Annotated in this window: 17 protein-coding genes, 1 pseudogene and 1 riboswitch; of the genes and pseudogenes, 10 read left to right on the forward strand and 8 right to left on the reverse strand. The window is 31.3% G+C overall.

What is annotated here, in order from left to right; translation table 11 throughout:
• Nucleotides 1-28: 28 nt before the first annotated feature.
• On the reverse strand, nt 29-919 hold the full coding sequence (locus tag NR218_RS04350) for a fructose bisphosphate aldolase (RefSeq protein ID WP_070491894.1): 891 nt from the start codon (nt 917-919) through the stop codon (nt 29-31).
• Between the two features lie 176 nt (nt 920-1,095).
• Here NR218_RS04350 and NR218_RS04355 point away from each other — a divergent pair, with 176 nt between their 5' ends.
• Both NR218_RS04355 and NR218_RS04360 read left to right on the forward strand, forming a co-directional pair.
• Complete coding sequence (locus tag NR218_RS04355; protein ID WP_265848400.1) at nt 1,096-1,386, forward strand: hypothetical protein; 291 nt, start codon at nt 1,096-1,098, stop codon at nt 1,384-1,386.
• 414 nt (nt 1,387-1,800) lie between these two features.
• Nucleotides 1,801-3,132 carry a putative glycoside hydrolase gene (locus NR218_RS04360; protein ID WP_265848401.1) on the forward strand — a complete coding sequence of 444 codons (1,332 nt, stop codon included), beginning with the start codon at nt 1,801-1,803 and terminating at the stop codon, nt 3,130-3,132.
• A gap of 122 nt (nt 3,133-3,254) precedes the next feature.
• Here NR218_RS04360 and NR218_RS04365 read toward each other — a convergent pair whose 3' ends face one another.
• Both NR218_RS04365 and NR218_RS04370 read right to left on the reverse strand, forming a co-directional pair.
• Nucleotides 3,255-3,893, reverse strand: a complete 639-nt coding sequence (locus tag NR218_RS04365; RefSeq protein WP_265848402.1) for an LPXTG cell wall anchor domain-containing protein — start codon at nt 3,891-3,893, stop codon at nt 3,255-3,257.
• A 166-nt stretch (nt 3,894-4,059) separates the two neighbouring features.
• On the reverse strand, nt 4,060-4,485 hold the full coding sequence (locus NR218_RS04370; RefSeq protein ID WP_048762278.1) for a hypothetical protein: 426 nt from the start codon (nt 4,483-4,485) through the stop codon (nt 4,060-4,062).
• A gap of 147 nt (nt 4,486-4,632) precedes the next feature.
• Nucleotides 4,633-4,739, forward strand: a riboswitch (SAM riboswitch).
• A gap of 108 nt (nt 4,740-4,847) precedes the next feature.
• On the opposite strand from NR218_RS04370, the gene NR218_RS04375 reads away from it, so the two are divergent.
• Both NR218_RS04375 and NR218_RS04380 read left to right on the forward strand, forming a co-directional pair.
• A complete protein-coding gene (locus NR218_RS04375) occupies nt 4,848-5,663 on the forward strand; it encodes a MetQ/NlpA family ABC transporter substrate-binding protein (RefSeq protein ID WP_242554093.1) in 816 nt (271 codons plus the stop codon).
• A gap of 202 nt (nt 5,664-5,865) precedes the next feature.
• A complete protein-coding gene (locus tag NR218_RS04380) occupies nt 5,866-7,203 on the forward strand; it encodes an aspartate aminotransferase family protein (protein WP_265848403.1) in 1,338 nt (445 codons plus the stop codon).
• Nucleotides 7,204-7,331: 128 nt separating this feature from the next.
• Here the strand turns inward: NR218_RS04380 and NR218_RS04385 are convergent, their stop codons facing one another.
• Nucleotides 7,332-8,783, reverse strand: a complete 1,452-nt coding sequence (locus tag NR218_RS04385; RefSeq protein WP_019835164.1) for an APC family permease — start codon at nt 8,781-8,783, stop codon at nt 7,332-7,334.
• Nucleotides 8,784-9,522: 739 nt separating this feature from the next.
• On the opposite strand from NR218_RS04385, the gene alsS reads away from it, so the two are divergent.
• From alsS to NR218_RS04405, 4 genes are all read left to right on the forward strand, one after another.
• The gene (alsS, locus tag NR218_RS04390; RefSeq protein WP_265848404.1) at nt 9,523-11,187 is read left to right on the forward strand and encodes an acetolactate synthase AlsS; all 1,665 of its coding nucleotides are present in this window, start codon (nt 9,523-9,525) and stop codon (nt 11,185-11,187) included.
• Nucleotides 11,188-11,216: 29 nt separating this feature from the next.
• Nucleotides 11,217-11,921 (forward strand): acetolactate decarboxylase, encoded by a 705-nt coding sequence (gene budA / locus NR218_RS04395; protein ID WP_265848405.1) that lies wholly within the window; start codon nt 11,217-11,219, stop codon nt 11,919-11,921.
• A gap of 125 nt (nt 11,922-12,046) precedes the next feature.
• Nucleotides 12,047-12,979 carry a zinc ribbon domain-containing protein gene (locus NR218_RS04400; protein ID WP_019835162.1) on the forward strand — a complete coding sequence of 311 codons (933 nt, stop codon included), beginning with the start codon at nt 12,047-12,049 and terminating at the stop codon, nt 12,977-12,979.
• 258 nt (nt 12,980-13,237) lie between these two features.
• A complete protein-coding gene (locus NR218_RS04405; protein WP_017175101.1) occupies nt 13,238-13,954 on the forward strand; it encodes an epoxyqueuosine reductase QueH in 717 nt (238 codons plus the stop codon).
• 52 nt (nt 13,955-14,006) lie between these two features.
• Here the strand turns inward: NR218_RS04405 and NR218_RS04410 are convergent, their stop codons facing one another.
• Nucleotides 14,007-14,282 carry a hypothetical protein gene (locus tag NR218_RS04410; RefSeq protein WP_017175100.1) on the reverse strand — a complete coding sequence of 92 codons (276 nt, stop codon included), beginning with the start codon at nt 14,280-14,282 and terminating at the stop codon, nt 14,007-14,009.
• 71 nt (nt 14,283-14,353) lie between these two features.
• A complete protein-coding gene (locus NR218_RS04415) occupies nt 14,354-15,424 on the reverse strand; it encodes a quinone-dependent dihydroorotate dehydrogenase (RefSeq protein WP_017175099.1) in 1,071 nt (356 codons plus the stop codon).
• 225 nt (nt 15,425-15,649) lie between these two features.
• Between NR218_RS04415 and NR218_RS04420 the strand changes: the two genes are divergently transcribed.
• Together NR218_RS04420 and NR218_RS04425 are read left to right on the forward strand one after the other, a co-directional pair.
• On the forward strand, nt 15,650-16,504 hold the full coding sequence (locus NR218_RS04420) for a fructosamine kinase family protein (protein WP_054105904.1): 855 nt from the start codon (nt 15,650-15,652) through the stop codon (nt 16,502-16,504).
• 52 nt (nt 16,505-16,556) lie between these two features.
• A pseudogene (locus NR218_RS04425) lies at nt 16,557-16,730 on the forward strand (VOC family protein); the annotation flags it as partial.
• 91 nt (nt 16,731-16,821) lie between these two features.
• Here the strand turns inward: NR218_RS04425 and NR218_RS04430 are convergent.
• Nucleotides 16,822-17,565, reverse strand: a complete 744-nt coding sequence (locus NR218_RS04430; RefSeq protein ID WP_235428535.1) for a DMT family transporter — start codon at nt 17,563-17,565, stop codon at nt 16,822-16,824.
• Between the two features lie 117 nt (nt 17,566-17,682).
• Nucleotides 17,683-17,988: NUDIX domain-containing protein (locus NR218_RS04435; protein ID WP_265848406.1), on the reverse strand; the 306-nt coding region annotated here is incomplete at its 5' end.

A 17,988-nucleotide genomic window follows, 5' to 3' on the forward strand; every position in this document is an offset into this window, starting at 1 on the left:
CACTTTTGAATAAAAATAAATCTGACTATTAATTTTTATTTACTGAAGCATCGTAGATTGAATCTACTGAATCGCCTAAAGCTTTATCAAATTCTTCTTTTGATTGGCCTGCACGTAAATCACTTGCTAATGCACGTGAGAAGCTTGCAATTAATTCATCATTGTCTTTTAATAATTTGTTTGCTTCGTCTCTGCTGTAGCCACCAGATAATACAACAACACGAACAACATTTGGATGATCAGCTAATTCTTTGTATAAGTTAGCTTTAGTAGGGATAGTTAATTTTAACATTACTAATTGATCATCATTTAAAGAATCTAAGCCTTTTTTAAGTTCAGCTTTTAATACTTCTTCGATTTCAGCTTTGTCTTTAGCGTTAATGTTTACTTCAGGTTCAATGATAGGTACTAAACCTTTAGCAATGATTTTTTTAGCAATTTCAAATTGTTGTTCAACAACGTCTTTGATACCTTGTTCATTTAATTCTAAGATGTTAGAACGCATTTTAGTACCGAAGATATGACGTTCAACTGCACGGTCTAAAGTTTCATCTAAGTTGTCGATAGGTTTCATTAATTGAACACCATTTTGCTCTTCAGCTAAACCTTTGTCGACTTTTAAGAAAGGAACGACACCTTTATCAGCTAAGTAGTCACCAGTATATTTACCTTCAACTTCACGATCCATAGTTTGTTCAAATAGAATCGCACCTAAAATTTTATCTGAAGTAAATGAAGGTGAAGTGACAACACGTGTACGCATATCATGTACAAGTTGGAACATTTCATCATCATTGCTGTATTGATCTTCGTTTACACCATATTCTTTTAATGCTTTTGGAGTACTACCACCACTTTGGTCTAATGCAGCGATGAATCCTTTCCCATGACTTACTTTTTCTAATTGTTCTTTATTCATTATGCCTTTCACTCCTTTAATAAACTTTCAATATCATTATCGTAAAAAATAATAATATTCTCAAGTATAAAGTAATTAATTATTGAAATTTCTTAATTAACAATTTACAATTTTATGAAATTACCGTATTTTATACATTTAATGTAAACATTCAAACATATTCAAAGGGGATTGTTATGAAACAACGTATATTAATTATTGGTAGCCCTGGTTCTGGAAAATCAACATTGGCATATCAACTACACTTAAAATATCAACTGCCACTTTACCATATTGATCAAATTCAATGGCTTAATAATAAAAACGTCATTACTTTTGAAGTATTAAAACAAAAACTTGAATCTATTGTAGTAAAAGAGGAATGGATTATTGATGGAAATTATTCTAGTACACTTAATATGAGATTAAAATATGCAACTAAAGTCATATGGATTAAAGAACCAAGAGTAAAATTATACTTAGAGTAATCAAGCGTTACATATATTCACTATTTAAAAGAGAACATATCGGAGGAAATCCTAAAACATTAAGTTTTGAATTTATTAAGTATATTTGGGATTTTCCTAAAAATAATGAGCAATTTATCATGCAACAAATGAAAAGATCAATATCAAATGTTCAGTGGATCATCGATGATTCTAAAGCATTATCTTTACGTTTTCTTTAAAAATATAAACTAATTTCTTTAAAATTTTAATATATTTAAATATTAAATAGAATATTTTATAAAACTTTAGTGTATTGTATATTTTTTGTTGAAATATGCTATTCTAAAATAAGTTAAGTTCTTATTAATTGAAGTTAGTCTTTATTTTTAAATCGTTTATATATGATAACTAAGTTCTTAATTAATACGTATATACTTTCTTGGAGGAACAGTAATGAAGAAAAATAAAATTTTTGCTGTATTAACAACAAGTGCTCTATTATTGGCGGCTTGTAGTAATGGAGATAATGCATCTGATAGTGGACAAAAAGATGGAAATCAGAAAAATGAGCAATCTAGTAATAAAAGTGGTAATAGTCAAAGTGATGCATTGAAAAAGAATAATGATAAAAATACAAATGAAAATAAAGTAGAGTATCCTAAAGATGGTGTTAAAGGGATTTATGTAACAAGTAATTCTACACAGGGTAAAAAAATGGATGAGTTAGTTAAATTCATCAAAGATTCTAATTTAAATACCATGGTTATCGATGTGAAAGATGATACAGGTAACATTACTATGAAACTAAATACTGGCAATAAACAAGTGGATAAAAATACGCTTGATATTGTAGATGGTAAAAAATTATTAAAAAAACTGCATGATAATAATATTTACCCAATTGCACGTATTGTAACATTTAAAGATACAAAATTAGCAAATGAACACCCTGAATGGACATTCAAAAATAGTGATGGTTCTGTTTGGACAAATGGTAAAGGGGATAGCTTTGTTAATCCATTTATGAAGGAAGTATGGAAGTATGATATTGATGTTGCAAAAGCAGCTGCAAAAGCCGGCTTCCAAGATATTCAATTTGACTATGTACGCTTCCCAGAAGGATTTGAAAATCAAGCAGATAGCTTAACTTATAATAAAGGTGAATATAAAAATAGTCAGATGAGTTCAGGCGATCAACGTGTAGATACAATTACTAAATTCTTAGAATATGCAAATAAAGAATTAAAACCAATGGGAGTTAATGTGTCAGCTGATGTATTTGGTTATTCTGCATTAGTTGAAAATGCACCTGGTATTGGTCAAAGCTTCCCTAAAATTTCTAAAAATGTAGATGCCATTTCATCAATGATTTATCCATCTCATTGGAGTAATGGAGATTTCGGTTTACAAGCACCAGATACTGAGCCATATAAAACAGTTAATCGCTATATTCAAAAAGAAAATAGTTTATTAGATACATTAGGTAAAGATAAGCCTATTTCAAGACCATGGATTCAAGACTTTACCGCTTCATATTTAGGGGCTGGTAATTATATTGATTATGATGCAAAAGCGATATCTGAAGAAGTTCAAGCTTTAAAAGATAACGGTGTGAATGAGTTCTTATTATGGAATGCAGGTAATGATTATACAGAAGGTGTTAATTATAATCCTAAAAAAGGCAATGCTAAAGAACAAGATCCTGAAGGTGCAGAACAAACTAATAACAAAGATGATCAACATTCTGATAGTCAAGATAATGAAGCGGATAATAAAAATAAATAATATGGAGACAATTTCTCGTATATTCATTTAGTATGGAAATGATTTATCTTGTAGACTATTTAAACGAAAGGAATGCGTCAGAATTCATTTTGAATTCCTTGACGCATTCCTTTTTTTATTTATTAGAAATGTTCAGTAGATAAATAAGAATGACTATGATGTTTTCGTTTCAGTAATAATGAAGTTCCCATAACTAATAGAAGTGAGGCTAGAAGTTGAGTTGAGTATTGTTGTGTAACGTCTCCAGTACTTGGGAGTGTTTTAACAGAAGATTGTGATGTTTGAGTATCTTTAAGTGACTTAGATGATGGCACCTCAGAAGAAGCAACCGTTCCTACATAATAACGGTTGAGTTCACGTGCACAATCAACAGAATGAACTTGTTTATGATTAGAAGAGGTTGTTTTAGCGGCTTTAGCGATACCTGATTCTGCATGAATGCGTGTATCTTGAAGTTGATTAAAGTCACTATATCTACCATTTTTGTACTCAACTTCGCCATTTTTATGAACTTTATACATTCCACTGCCTTCATTTAATCTATTATGACTTATAATTTCAAAGTATGCGCCTTTGTCAACAGTACGACCAAGTCGTTGTAGGTTTGGATTACCTCCACTATTAGATAATGCATCTGTAGCAATTTGTTTAGCATTTTCTTTAGTCACTAAGTTAGTAGTATGTGCTTCTACAGATTGAGTCGTTGTAAGTAGCATTGTACTTGTTAAAAGTGTAGATGCAACGAAAGATACTTTCTTCATAATGAAAACCCCATTTCATTCATGATCAATTACAACTAGAGTGTAGCATTTGAATAGATCAGAAACAGGGATTTAAAAAAAAACATAATAAATCTTTAACTTAACTTAAAGAATAAATAATTTGTAAACATTAAATCAATATTTATCACATGATTTATATAGGACATTAATACTTCTTTTTAGAAAAATATGGAATGGAACAAGCCATTAAAATTATAAAAATAATATGAGCAATCATCCATAAACCGTATTCATTCCAGCTAAAGTGAAAGAATGAACGCTTTGCCATAACGACGAGTGACGGATAAAGAAAGGCAAAAACAATCATTAATAAGACATAACTTATTTTATATAATGGTTTAAAGACGTGATAAATAAGTAAGAAAATAAAATATATTAACCATCCTATAAAAACATGAATGGCTAGTTCTAATAATAACGGCGTTTTGCTTGGATCAATTAAGAAATCGATGTTAATTAACAATAAAGTAAGATGAGTCGATTGAACTATGCCATCCATGATAGTCATTGTAATTAATAAGATAATACTTATAACTAAAGCACTAAGACAATGATAAAAATAACGGATCATAATTTTCCTTCCTTCTTATATACATACTATAAGAATATTCCCTGAAATATTTGATTTAACACTTTTTAAATTTTTAGAATATTGAAAAAACATGTTGACCAAAGTTTAAATCAATGATAAGTTATTAATAATTCAATAATCTATTAACTCTTATCAAGAGTGGTGGAGGGATGTGCCCTACGAAACCCAGCAACCGTCATTGTATGACATGGTGCTAATTCACATAAAGTTAATCATACTTTAGAAGATGAGAGAAAGTGTGTCGATGCTTTCTCTTAATAGTTGAAAGTATTTTTTTATGTCTTTACATATCTAGTAAGAGGAAATGAGAATTGAAAATTTATAAAAAGGTGTCAATACATATGAAAAAATTAATAGGTATGATCAGTATTTTGTTAGTAACGATAACGCTAGCAGCTTGTGGAAATCAGAAAGAAGATAATAAAAAAATTACCGTAGCAGCGTCGCCAGCACCTCATGGTGATGTGTTAAAAAAAGCTAAGGAAGAAATGAAGAAAAAAGGATATGATTTAGAAGTCAAAGAAGTTAATGATTATAAGGTGCCTAATAAATTATTAGATAAAGGCGATGTTGATGCGAACTTCTTCCAACATGTCCCATATTTGAATGCTGAAAAGAAAAGTCATGGTTATAAAATTGAAGAATTAGGTAAAGTGTTTACAACGCCTATGGGTGTATATAGTAAAAAATATAAAAATTTAAAAGACATTCCAGATGGATCGACGATTTACGTTTCTAATAATCCTGCAGAAGAAGGACGTTTTTTATCTTTCTTTGTTAATGAAGGATTAATTAAATTAAAAAAAGGCGTTAAAATTGAAAATGCAAAATTTGAGGATATTGTTGAAAATAAAAAACACTTGAAATTTAACCATCAACAAGGTGCAGAGTTTTTACCAAAAACATATAAGAATGGTGAAGGAGCTGCAGTCATTATAAATTCAAACTATGCGCTTGATAATGGTTTAAAACCATCTAAAGATGCTATTGTTATGGAAGGTAAATCATCACCATTTGCGAATACGATTGCCGTTCAAGAAGGTCATAAAAATGATGAAAAATTCCAAACATTATTAAAAGTTATGCAATCTAAAGAAATCAAAGCGTATATTAAAAAAGAATATGGCGATGATGTTATTCCATACGAAAACAAATAAGTCATAAAAGGTCTCTATTAGAGGCCTTTTATGATTTATATTTATCATTGTTTAAAAGATAGAAACAATATATTTTAATTTTTCTGAAAATATTTACAAATCTGACAATTATTAGTAAGATATTGATTATTATCACAAGAATTGAAGTCAATAAAGAAAGTTAGATATAAGTTGTTGATACTTTGGGAGAGGATGAGTCAATTTGAGTAAAGCAGAGGATATGATAAAAGAAGATAGTAAGTATTTTGCTACTTCAGGACGTATAAAATATTATCCATTAGTGATTGATCATGGATATGGAGCAACTTTAGTAGATATAGATGGAAAAGAATACATCGATTTGTTAGCTAGTGCAAGCTCACAAAATGTGGGTCATGCACCAAAACAGGTAACAGAGGCGATTAAAAAGCAAGTAGATAAATTTATTCATTATACCCCCGCATATATGTATCACGAGCCTTTAGTGAAACTGTCTAAAAAGTTATGCGATATTGCGCCAGGTGATTATGAAAAACGTGTCACATTTGGTTTGAGTGGTTCGGATGCGAATGATGGTATTATCAAATTTGCACGTGCTTATACAGGACGACCCTATATTATCAGCTTTACAAATGCTTATCATGGCTCTACATTTGGAGCGTTATCAATGTCGACTATCAGTTTAAATATGCGTAAACATTATGGCCCTTTATTAAATGGTTTTTATCATATTCCATTTCCAGATAAATACAGAGGGATGTTTGAACAATCTAAATCAAACACTGTTGAAGAATATTTAGCGCCATTGAAAGAGATGTTTGCTAAATATGTTCCAGCTGAGGAAGTAGCTTGTATTGTGTTAGAAACGATTCAAGGAGATGGTGGACTATTAGAACCAGTAGAAGGCTATTTTGAAGCACTTGAAGCGTTATGTCGAGAATACGGTATTTTAATTGCTGTTGATGATATCCAACAAGGATTAGGTCGTACAGGTTCTTGGAGCTCTGTGGACCACTTTAACTTTACACCAGATCTCATTACATTTGGTAAATCATTAGCAGGTGGATTACCAATGTCAGCGATTGTGGGTCGAAAAGAAATTATTGAAAGTCTTGAAGCACCAGCACATCTATTTACGACAGGGGCAAATCCAGTAAGTTGTGAAGCGGCTCTTGCTACGATTGAAATGATAGAAAACGACGACTTACTAACAGCTAGTTCTGAAAAAGGAAACTACGTGCGTCAACGTATGAATCAATGGGTAGATCAATACGATTACGTAGGAGATGTGCGCGGTATTGGGTTATCTATTGGAATTGATATTGTTAAAGACAAACAGTCAAAAGAAAGAGCTGCTGAAGAAGCATTGAAAATTTGTAATTACTGTTTTGAACATGGTGTAGTGATTATTGCAATTGCTGGGAACGTCTTACGTTTTCAACCGCCACTCGTGATTACTTATGAACAGTTAGATAAAGCGTTAGATGTTATTGAAGAAGCGCTTCAAGCACTACAAGATGGCGATTTAAATGAATATAGTATAGAAGGACAAGGTTGGTAAAATATATTAAAAGAGCAAGAAAAGACGTTAAGTGAATGTCTTTTCTTGCTCTTTTTCAGTATACTCCCCTTAAAAAACAATTGAATGTTTCTTAAGGGGAGATGAGAAATATAAGTTAGTTCATTATCTTAATCTTTTGGTACGACATAATCATCTTCATCATTCTTTTTAGAATGTTTAATACCATAGAGTACATAAATAACAATACCAACTAAGAACCAGATTAATGTATAAAGTTTAGCTTCAAAACTTAATCCCCAGAATACAAGCAAGACTAATAAAAAGGTAATGACAGGTAATACAGGGAAGAACGGTACTTTAAATGCTGGAATTGGTAAATCTTTGCCTTCACGTTTTCTTAAACTATACATTGCAATAGATACAAACATAAATGCGATTAATGTACCTGCTGAAATTAATTGAGCTAAGAAAGCAAATGGGAACATTGAACCAATTAAAACACCGATAACAGTGAGAATAACAAGCGCTCTATTAGGTAAATGTTTATCATTTAATTTGGCTAACCAAGAAGGTAATAATCCGTCACGACCAAATGAATAAAGTAAACGTGAACCAGCTAACATCATACCGATTAATGCTGTAAACATACCGATGACTGAAATAGCTTGAACTACTGCTGCTACTACACCATGTCCACTTTGACGAAGTGCCCAACCTACAGGTTCAGCATTCCCAGCATATTTTGAATAATGGAACATACCAACTAATACTAAAGCTACAGCTACGAATAAAACAATCGCAATGATTAATGATCCTAAAATACCACGTGGCATCGTTTTTTGCGGATTAATAGCTTCAGCTGAGTTGGCAGCAATTGAATCAAATCCTATGTATGCCAAGAAAATCATTGATACACCTGCATAAATACCTTGCCATCCACCAAAATCACCAGTTGCAGTGACTTTATGCTCAGGAATAAATGGAACATAATTACTTGCTTGAATTGCTGTTAATCCAACAATAACGAATAAAACAATCGCTAGAACTTTTAAAATAACAAGAATATTTTCGATACGAGCAGCTTCACTCATACCACGAGATAATAATAATGCAGTTAAAATAATAACAATTGCTGCAACTAAGTCTATAATTCCTCCATTTGTACCAAAAGGGTTAGATAAAGACTTAGGTAACGCAATACCTAAAGGAGACACAAGTCCTCTTAAATTGGCTGAAAAACCAGAAGCTACAAAGGCAACGGCAATAAAGTATTCGGCAAGTAATGCCCAACCAGCTACCCATCCAAAGAATTCACCAAATAAAACGTTAATCCAAGAATATGCAGAACCAGCAAAAGGCATGGCTGCAGCCATTTCGGCATATGAAAATGCAACTAAACCAGCAACAATTGCAGCTAATAAGAAAGATAAAGCTACGGCTGGACCAGCATGCTCTGCTGCTACTACACCAGGTAAAGTGAAAATGGATGTTGATACAATAGTACCTACACCTAATGCAAGAAAATCTTTAACACGTAAAGTACGTTTTAAATGTCCATCTTTACTTTGATAGATAGTGGGATCTTCTTTTCTAGTAAAATTTTTGAAAAAACTGGCCATAATTATGAACCTCCACTAATAAGTTTAAAATTTAATGAATTAGCTTGTTAGCTATATAACATTTATTATCATAGCATAAAAGAATAGTATTTTGTCTAAAATTTCTGAAAATTTCAAGTTTTCTTACTTTTGATTAAACAAGAATACAAACCTAGAAAATTTAAATGATAGATTTGATTATATCAGATAAATCTAAAATAAAAACAACGAAAAAGAGTATATTTACTCTAAAAATATAAAAAGTAGTAATTATATCAATATTGGCACTATAATTATAGAAGACAAGTCAAGTCATTAGACCTTTTTAATTGTGTCATTTTACAATGGTTAAAGTATATTGACCTATTCCAATATGGAATGGTTACTATCGAAAATATGTATTTTATTAATGTATCGATGCGTACTATAATAAGAAACGTAATAAAGTTACAACGTATTCAAATGTTCTAATAAGTATGTCTTACTATCATTCCCTTAAACATGACATATATAATAGAAAACTCCCATCTCATATTTGAATATGTCTAATTAACTGAGATTACACTTCAACTTTAAAAATTGAAGTTATTTAAATATAAAGAAGCCGCAATTAACATGTGACTAAGTCTTTCCCTCTTTTTCCCTAAAAAAATAGACATGTGTGTGGCTTCTTTTTAATTGGGTATAAAAAAATAGAAAAGTAATTTTGAAATAAAAACTTTAAATTACAAATGTAAACTTGAAAGGATATGAATATAAAATGGCTAAAGAAAACTATTCTGCCGCAGATATGGTCATTGATACTTTAAAAAATAATAATGTGGATTATGTATTTGGTATTCCAGGTGCAAAAATCGACTATTTATTCAATGCATTAGAAGATGATGGTCCAGAACTTATCGTTACACGTCATGAACAAAATGCTGCAATGATGGCACAAGGTATTGGACGTTTAACAGGTAAACCTGGTGTTGCATTAGTAACAAGTGGTCCAGGGGTAAGTAACTTAACAACTGGATTATTAACAGCTACTTCAGAAGGTGACCCTGTATTAGCAATCGGTGGTCAAGTTAAACGAAATGATTTATTACGTCTTACTCACCAAGCTATAGATAACGCTGCGTTACTAAAATCATCAACTAAATATAGTGCAGAGGTTCAAGATCCTGAATCATTATCTGAAGTTATGACAAATGCAATCCGCACTGCAACTTCTGGTAAAAATGGTGCAAGTTTCATTAGTATTCCACAAGACGTTATTTCATCTCAAGTGCAAAGTAAAGCAATCGACTTACCAGAAAAACCTCATTTAGGGGTACCAGCAGATGAAGAAGTGAATGAAGTGCTTCAAGCGATTAAAGATGCTAAATTCCCTGTATTACTTGCAGGTATGAGAAGTTCTAGTGAAAAAGAAACAGAAGCAATTCGTAAATTTGTTGAAAAAACAAGCTTACCTGTTGTAGAAACTTTCCAAGGTGCTGGTGTGATTAGTCGTGAATTAGAAGACCATTTCTTTGGTCGTGTTGGTTTATTCCGTAACCAAGTGGGTGACGAATTACTAAGAAAAGCTGACTTAGTAGTTGCAATCGGTTATGATCCAATTGAATACGAAGCAAGTAACTGGAATAAAGAATTAGATACTGAAATTATCTCAATTGACGAAGTACATGCTGAAATTACAAATTACTTACGTCCTAAAAAAGAATTAGTAGGTAATATTGCAGGTACAATTCAAATGATGTCAGAAAAAGTATCTGAACCAATTATTGATCAAAAACATTTAGATGACTTAGAAGAATTAAGAGCAAATATTATCGAAGCTACTGGTATTAAATATGAACATGAAGATGGTATTTTACATCCAGTAGAAATTATTAATACAATGCAAAAAACGTTAACTGATGATACAACTGTTACAGTAGACGTAGGTAGTCATTATATTTGGATGGCTCGTAAATTTAGAAGTTACAATCCAAGACACTTATTATTCAGTAACGGTATGCAAACTTTAGGTGTTGCGTTACCATGGGCTATAGCAGCTGCATTAGTACGTCCAAACACACAAGTTGTGTCAGTTGCTGGTGATGGTGGTTTCTTATTCTCAGGTCAAGATTTAGAAACTGCTGTACGTAAAAAATTAAATATCATTCAATTAATTTGGAATGATGGTAAATACAACATGGTTGAATTCCAAGAAGAAATGAAATATAAACGTGCAGCTGGCGTAGCATTTGGTCCAGTAGATTATGTTAAATATGCAGAGTCATTTGGTGCGAAAGGTATTCGAGTAACAAGCCCAGAAGAACTTGAAGCTGCAATTAAAGAAGGTTACGAAACAGAAGGACCTGTTTTAATTGATATTCCAGTAAATTATAAAGATAATATTAAATTATCAACAAATATGTTACCAGATTCTTTAAATTAATTTTCTAAAAAATAGGAGTGAATATTAATATGGGTCACGTATTATATCAACATGGTACATTAGGTACATTGATGGCAGGTTTATTAGAAGGAACTGCCACAATCGATGAATTATTAAAACATGGTGATTCAGGACTAGCAACACTTACAGGTTCAGACGGTGAAGTTATCTTCATTAATGGAGAAGCTTACCATGCAAATGAAAAAAAAGAATTCGTTAAACTTAAAGGTGATGAATTAACACCTTTTGCAACAATTACTAAATTTGAAGCAGATGAATCTTATGAAACTTCTAATAAAGATTCTGAAACAGTATTAAATGAAGTAAAAGAACATATGTTAAGTGATAATTTATTCTCAGCAGTAAAAATCACTGGTAAATTTAAAAAAATGCATGTTCGTATGATGCCAAAACAAGAACCACCATATACAAGATTAATTGATTCAGCACGTAGACAACCTGAAGAAACTCAGGAAGATGTTAACGGTACAGTGATTGGCTTCTTTACACCTGAATTATTCCATGGTATTGGTTCTGGTGGTTTCCATATTCATTTCGCCAACGATGATCGTAATTTCGGCGGACACATTTTAAATTTTGAAGTAGATGATGTAAAAGTTGAAATTCAAAACTTTGAAACATTTGAACAACACTTCCCAATCGATAATAAAACATTCACTAATACTGAAATTGATTATGCAGATATCGATGCAGAAATCAGAGAAGCTGAATAATATATCATCATTAGAGTTCGAATCGTTTAAGATTCGAACTTTTTTATTTCATTAAAATAATATTTTAAGCAATTCAATTTAATGGTATAATGATTTCGAATTTTATGTTTATGGAGGTATATAGGATGCAATGTCCAAATTGTGGTCAGTCATATCAACAAGGAGATTTATTTTGTGGAGAATGTGGAACGAAATTAGATCAGATTACACCATCTACAACAACACCAGAATCATTAAACTTGGATAGTCATATAAACAAAAGTGTAAATCACTCTACTTCAAGTTCTGTTACTTCGCCAAATGCTATATCAAAAGAACAGCCTACAGTGAATCAATACAACAATATTGAGTCATCTCAAACGCAAGATGCACCTGATTATACATCTTATCAACAACGTTATGGTAATCCTGGTGCTTCAAGTCAAAAAGTTAAATCTGTTGTCGAAGAAAGTAAAAAATTCTTTAAACAAGTGTTTAAACGGCATGATACAATCATTGAGAGTCATCATTCATTTAGTTACTCATTATTAGCTTCATTAGTGATAGTGGGCTTATTAATTTTAGGATTTTTTATTCATTTTATGATTGAAGATAGTTTTGGTTATATCATTTCAGGAGTATTTACTATTGTTCTAAGAGTAATACTAGGCATCGCTATTGCTATAGCTATTCTTTTCTTTATTACTTATGGAGTGATACGTTTAACTGTACTTCAACCTTTTCAAATTAAAAAAGTTTTGTCAGACTTTATTTTAACGAATACATTATCAGTGCTTATACTTTTGTTAGGATTTATTTCACTATTTTTAAAACTTTATATTTTAAGTGGGGTATTAGGAGTATTTTCGATTATCTTATTATTCACATCATGTATATATTTAATTGCTAAATATAGTGTAAATAGAAAATTACGTATCCCTAGTTTTTACGGTGTTATCATATTTTTCGTTATTATTGGATTTGCATTACATTTATTTGGATCATCGTTAATTAGTCAATTCGATGATTTCGGAGTACTACGTAGATTATTTGGAAGAGGTTTTAGTGGCTTATTGTAAGCATTATGGAAGTAAACTTGTTCCAATTTAAAATGTATGTACTCAATGTAGTACGCGTGTCATTAATGAATTTAAGTAATCACCATCTTTAAGAAATAATATAAAAAATACATAGGGCAATAAAAATTTTCAAAGAAATAGAAGATGAGGCTATTAAAAAAGTTCAAGATATAGTAAGTCGATAATATCTGATATATTTTTATTGTATAAGTCTCAAACTAAAAATAATATATAATATTTTATAAGGAGAATTGAGAAATGTTAAATGCTGAACCTATGATTAAGAAGATGAAAAATCAAAAAATCAATTATGATAGGGTGTTGAAAAAACTGATTAATCAATGGGAGCGTGAAGGCGTTCGCCCTAAAATTTTATTACATAGTTGTTGTGCACCTTGTAGCACATATACATTAGAATATCTATCTCAGTATGCAGATATTGCTATTTATTTTGCTAATCCTAACATTCATCCTAAAAATGAATACTTAAGACGTGCCAAAGTCCAAGCACAATTTGTAAAAGATTTTAATGAGAAGACTGGATATTCGGTAAAATATATTGAAGCTGATTATCAGCCATATGAATTCATGAAGATGGCGAAATCGCGTGGTCTTACTGAAGAACCTGAAGGTGGAAAACGTTGTACAGCGTGTTTTGAGATGCGTTTAGAGCTTGTCGCAGAAGCAGCAGTGAAGTATGGATATGATTATTTCGGTAGTGCATTAACATTATCTCCTAAAAAGAATGCTCAATTAATTAACGAACTCGGTATGGAAGTTCAACGATTATACAATACATATTATTTACCTAGTGATTTTAAGAAAAATAAAGGTTACGAACGGTCTATAGAAATGTGTAATGATTATAATATATTTAGACAATGTTATTGCGGATGTGTATTTGCAGCGATGGAACAAGGTATTGATTTTAAAAAAATTAATCGAGAAGCTAAAGCATTTTTAGAACAATTTTAAAAGGAGTAAGAGAGAATGAGTTAACCATTCTTTCTTACTCCTTCGCTTTTAGTTATAACGTACGATGGATAAAACGCACAATAGCTAAAATAGCAATAACAAGGGCAGATAGTAGTCCAGCAATTTTTATACCTTTCTTCTCTTTTTCAGGTTCAGGATCTTTATTTTCCATCATTTCTAATAGTTCACGTTCAATTTCAAGATCCAAAGCTGTTTTCTTTTCACCATTGTAACCGATACTATTATCGTATTCTTGAGAAGATTTGGCATCTTCAATGTTATTCTTATCTTTAGTTTGTGACTTTGTTTGTTTATCTTCTATAGTCATCAACATACCCTCCGATAGTACGTGCTACGTGTAATATTAGTATAGTACACTTTATCGTTTAGTGAAATATTTTAACGTCTAGCATCTAGTCCAATAATCTCACTAATATGACTATAATGGTTTGCTTTTAAATATTTAGCAATATCTCGATTAATCTTTTTAGTTAAACCAGGGCCTTCTATCACGAGGGATGAGTAGATTTGTACAAGTGACGCACCATTTCGCATCATTTGAATAGTATCTTGTGCACTAAAAATACCACCTGTACCAATGATTAAAAATTCGCCATTCGTTTGTTGATAAGCCCATTTTACAAGTTCTAAATTACGTTTAAATAAAGGTCGACCACTTAATCCTCCGTCTTCTACTTTATTTGGAGAAGATAATCCATCACGTTGACGTGTGGTATTGGCTAAAATCATACCATCAAAGGTTTCTGTAATTTGAGGTAAAATAGTTTTAAAACCTTCAAGTTCTAAATCTGAAGTTAGCTTTAAAAAGATTGGGACATTCACTTCGTGTTGTGCTTTATAATCTATTAAAGCATGACATAACATTGAAAATTCATCTTTATCATGGAAACTTTGTAAGTTTTCAGTATTAGGTGAGCTAATATTCACAGTGAAAAATGATACATCTGCTTTAAACGCATCGATGACTTTAATATAATCTTGATAACGCTCTTCGTAAGGTGTCGTTTTATTAACGCCCACATTTAAACCTACAGGAATAGTGTAAGCATGACGTCTTAAATTCCATAAAGCTTTATTCATCCCCATATTATTAAAGCCCATACGATTGATTAAGGCATCATCTTCAAGTAAGCGATACATACGCGGTTTAGGATTGCCATCTTGTGGTTTAGGTGTAATGCCACCAAGTTCAAGAGCACCGAAACCAGCATTTTCAAGTGCTTTAGGCACTTCACATGATTTATCAAAACCAGCAGCTAAACCAACTGGATTTTTAAATGTTATCCCTTTAATGTTTTGTGAAAGAGAGGGGTGTTCATATGTAAATAATTTATTTACAAAAGGTAGTAAAAAAGCGTTTTTCTGAGTGAATTTTAAGGCATCTACTGTTAATCCATGTGCCTTTTCAGGTTCGATTTTGAATAAAAGAGGTTTAATTAATTTGTACATAATAATGCTCCATTTCATTGTATTTGAGGCTTACGATCCTCATTTAATATCATTGAAAAAACATTCCTTTAATAGACTAGCACGTTCGATTAAAAATGAATAGTCAAATTTGAAAGTGTTTGAAAAATTGCCTAACTTTAAATCATTTTGGAATGACAAAGGTTAAAGCACATCCATTTAGGTAATAGAATAGTAGATAAAGAATTGGACTAAGGAGGATAATTAATGAAATCAGATTGGAAAAATCAATTACCTTTAGAGGGTATTCAAGATATTTCACCAGTAAGCGGTGGAGATGTAAATGAAGCATTTAAAATTACAACAAACGATGATATATATTTTTTATTAGTTCAAAGAAATCGTAAACCCTCTTTCTACGCTGCCGAAATGGCTGGACTAGAAGCATTTGAAAAAGCAGATATTACAGCACCAAGAGTGATTGAAAATGGCGAAATTAATGGCGATGCGTATCTATTACTCAGTTATTTAGAAGAAGGCGGTAAAGGAAGTCAAAAAGAATTAGGACAACTTGTAGCCAAAATGCATAGTCATCAACAGTCAGAAGGTAAGTTTGGATTCGAGTTACCTTATGAAGGGGCTGATGTCTCATTTGATAATACATGGTCAGAGTCTTGGAGTGAAATTTTTGTAGAACGGCGTATGGATCATTTAAGAGATGAACTATTACGTAAAAATTTATGGAATGAAGAAGATAATAAAGTATACGAACAAGCACGTTCTGTTATGATTAATGAATTAGAAAATCATAATAGCAAACCGTCTCTTTTACACGGTGATTTATGGGGCGGTAATTATATGTTTTTAAAAGATGGGCGTCCCGCTTTATTTGATCCAGCCCCGTTATATGGAGATAGAGAATTTGATCTAGGTATCACTACTGTCTTCGGTGGATTTACACAAGAGTTTTATAATGAATATGAAAAGCATTATCCTTTAGGAAAAGGAGCAGAAAAACGCTTAGAGTTCTATAGATTATATTTATTCATGGTGCATTTAGTTAAATTTGGTGGTATGTATGCAAGTAGTGTGAATCGTTCAATGGATCACATATTGGCCTAATAAAATACTTCGGGTTAAGTCGTCTTAATCCGAAGTTGTTTCTTTCGTCTTTAATGAAGTGATTATATCATTAGGTGTTAAAACTAATAATGAAGTGGATGAATTAATGCATAAAGTGGAAGCATTAGGTGGTAAGGTGATTGATGAACCTAAGACTTCTCAAGGTTATTACGGTGCAACATTTGCTGATCCAGATGGACATAAATATAATTTCTTAGTTTGTTAGTTCAATTAATTTTATAAAATACGCCAATTAATATACGCCCCAAAGTTAGAATGAGATCTAATGGTGGGGCGCATTTTTAATGAAAAAGTTATCATGAAGACGTTTTTTTATCTTTATATAGATTTATATAAATAATAGAAATAATGATTAAAATCGCGCCGGTTATGAATTTAGGCGTTAATGGTAAAGGGAAAAACGGGAAAGAAAATATAAACACAAATATAGGATTGAGGGTTCTTATAATATTCGCTTCACGAAACGAAATGTATTTCAAACCTTCATAAAATAATAAAAGTCCTATTACGCCACTACACAAAGCAGAAAGTAAAATAGAGAACAAGCCTATGCTTATATGTATGGTATGTAAATGATTAGTCACAATTAATATGATACCTAGCAACAAAGTAGAAGTCGCCTGATTGTATAGTAAGATGGTTTTAGAATCAATGTCTTTGACGGTCTTTTTAGCTAACATATTCGTTAGCGCAAAAAAGAATGTATAAGATAGGGTGACAATCACACCTAATATACTGTTAAAATCACCTGAAAAATGAGTAATCAAGAATGAACCTATAACAGCAAAAATTATAGGAAAGGTATCGTTTTTGCACAACGTTTCATTTAGAAAGAGCACTGAAAGAAACAACGCAAATATAATATAAAATCTTCCTAATAATCCAACACTAACTGGATCTAACAAACTTAAACTTACATATTGGAGTAAAATACCTATTGTATTAGTAATACCTAAGAGCCATATAAATTTGTTATGATAGATTTTTATTTTACTTTTATCGAGTAATACAGTTATTAATAATATTAAAGTTGAAAACAAAGCATTAAAAAACTTGCTTGAATAGGTGATAAATCAGTGAGTGAAAGTTTGTTTAATATTGGGGTTAAAGACATGATTGCTACGGAAATAATATTAAATAAATACCCTTTTTTAACCTTATTCATGGTATGCCCCTAAATATTTAAAAATTTCTTCATATAACCCATCTTGAAATGATAATAAATTTTTGTCTAATGGTTCTTTCGTAAGTATTCTTTCAGTAGTTTCTGAATATTTCGGTATATCTTTAAAATAGCTTACTTCAGCTTTTGTAATTGTAGTGGTATGGCCATTTGGTAGTATATAGTAACCTAAATAGTCTATATCACTTTCATTGATGACAGCGCCAGACTCTTCATAAGCCTCTCTGATAGCTGTCTCATTCATCGTTTCATTATGGTTTACCTTACCTCCTGTTAATTC

This window comes from Staphylococcus sp. SUC_1.2 (genome assembly GCF_026222585.1).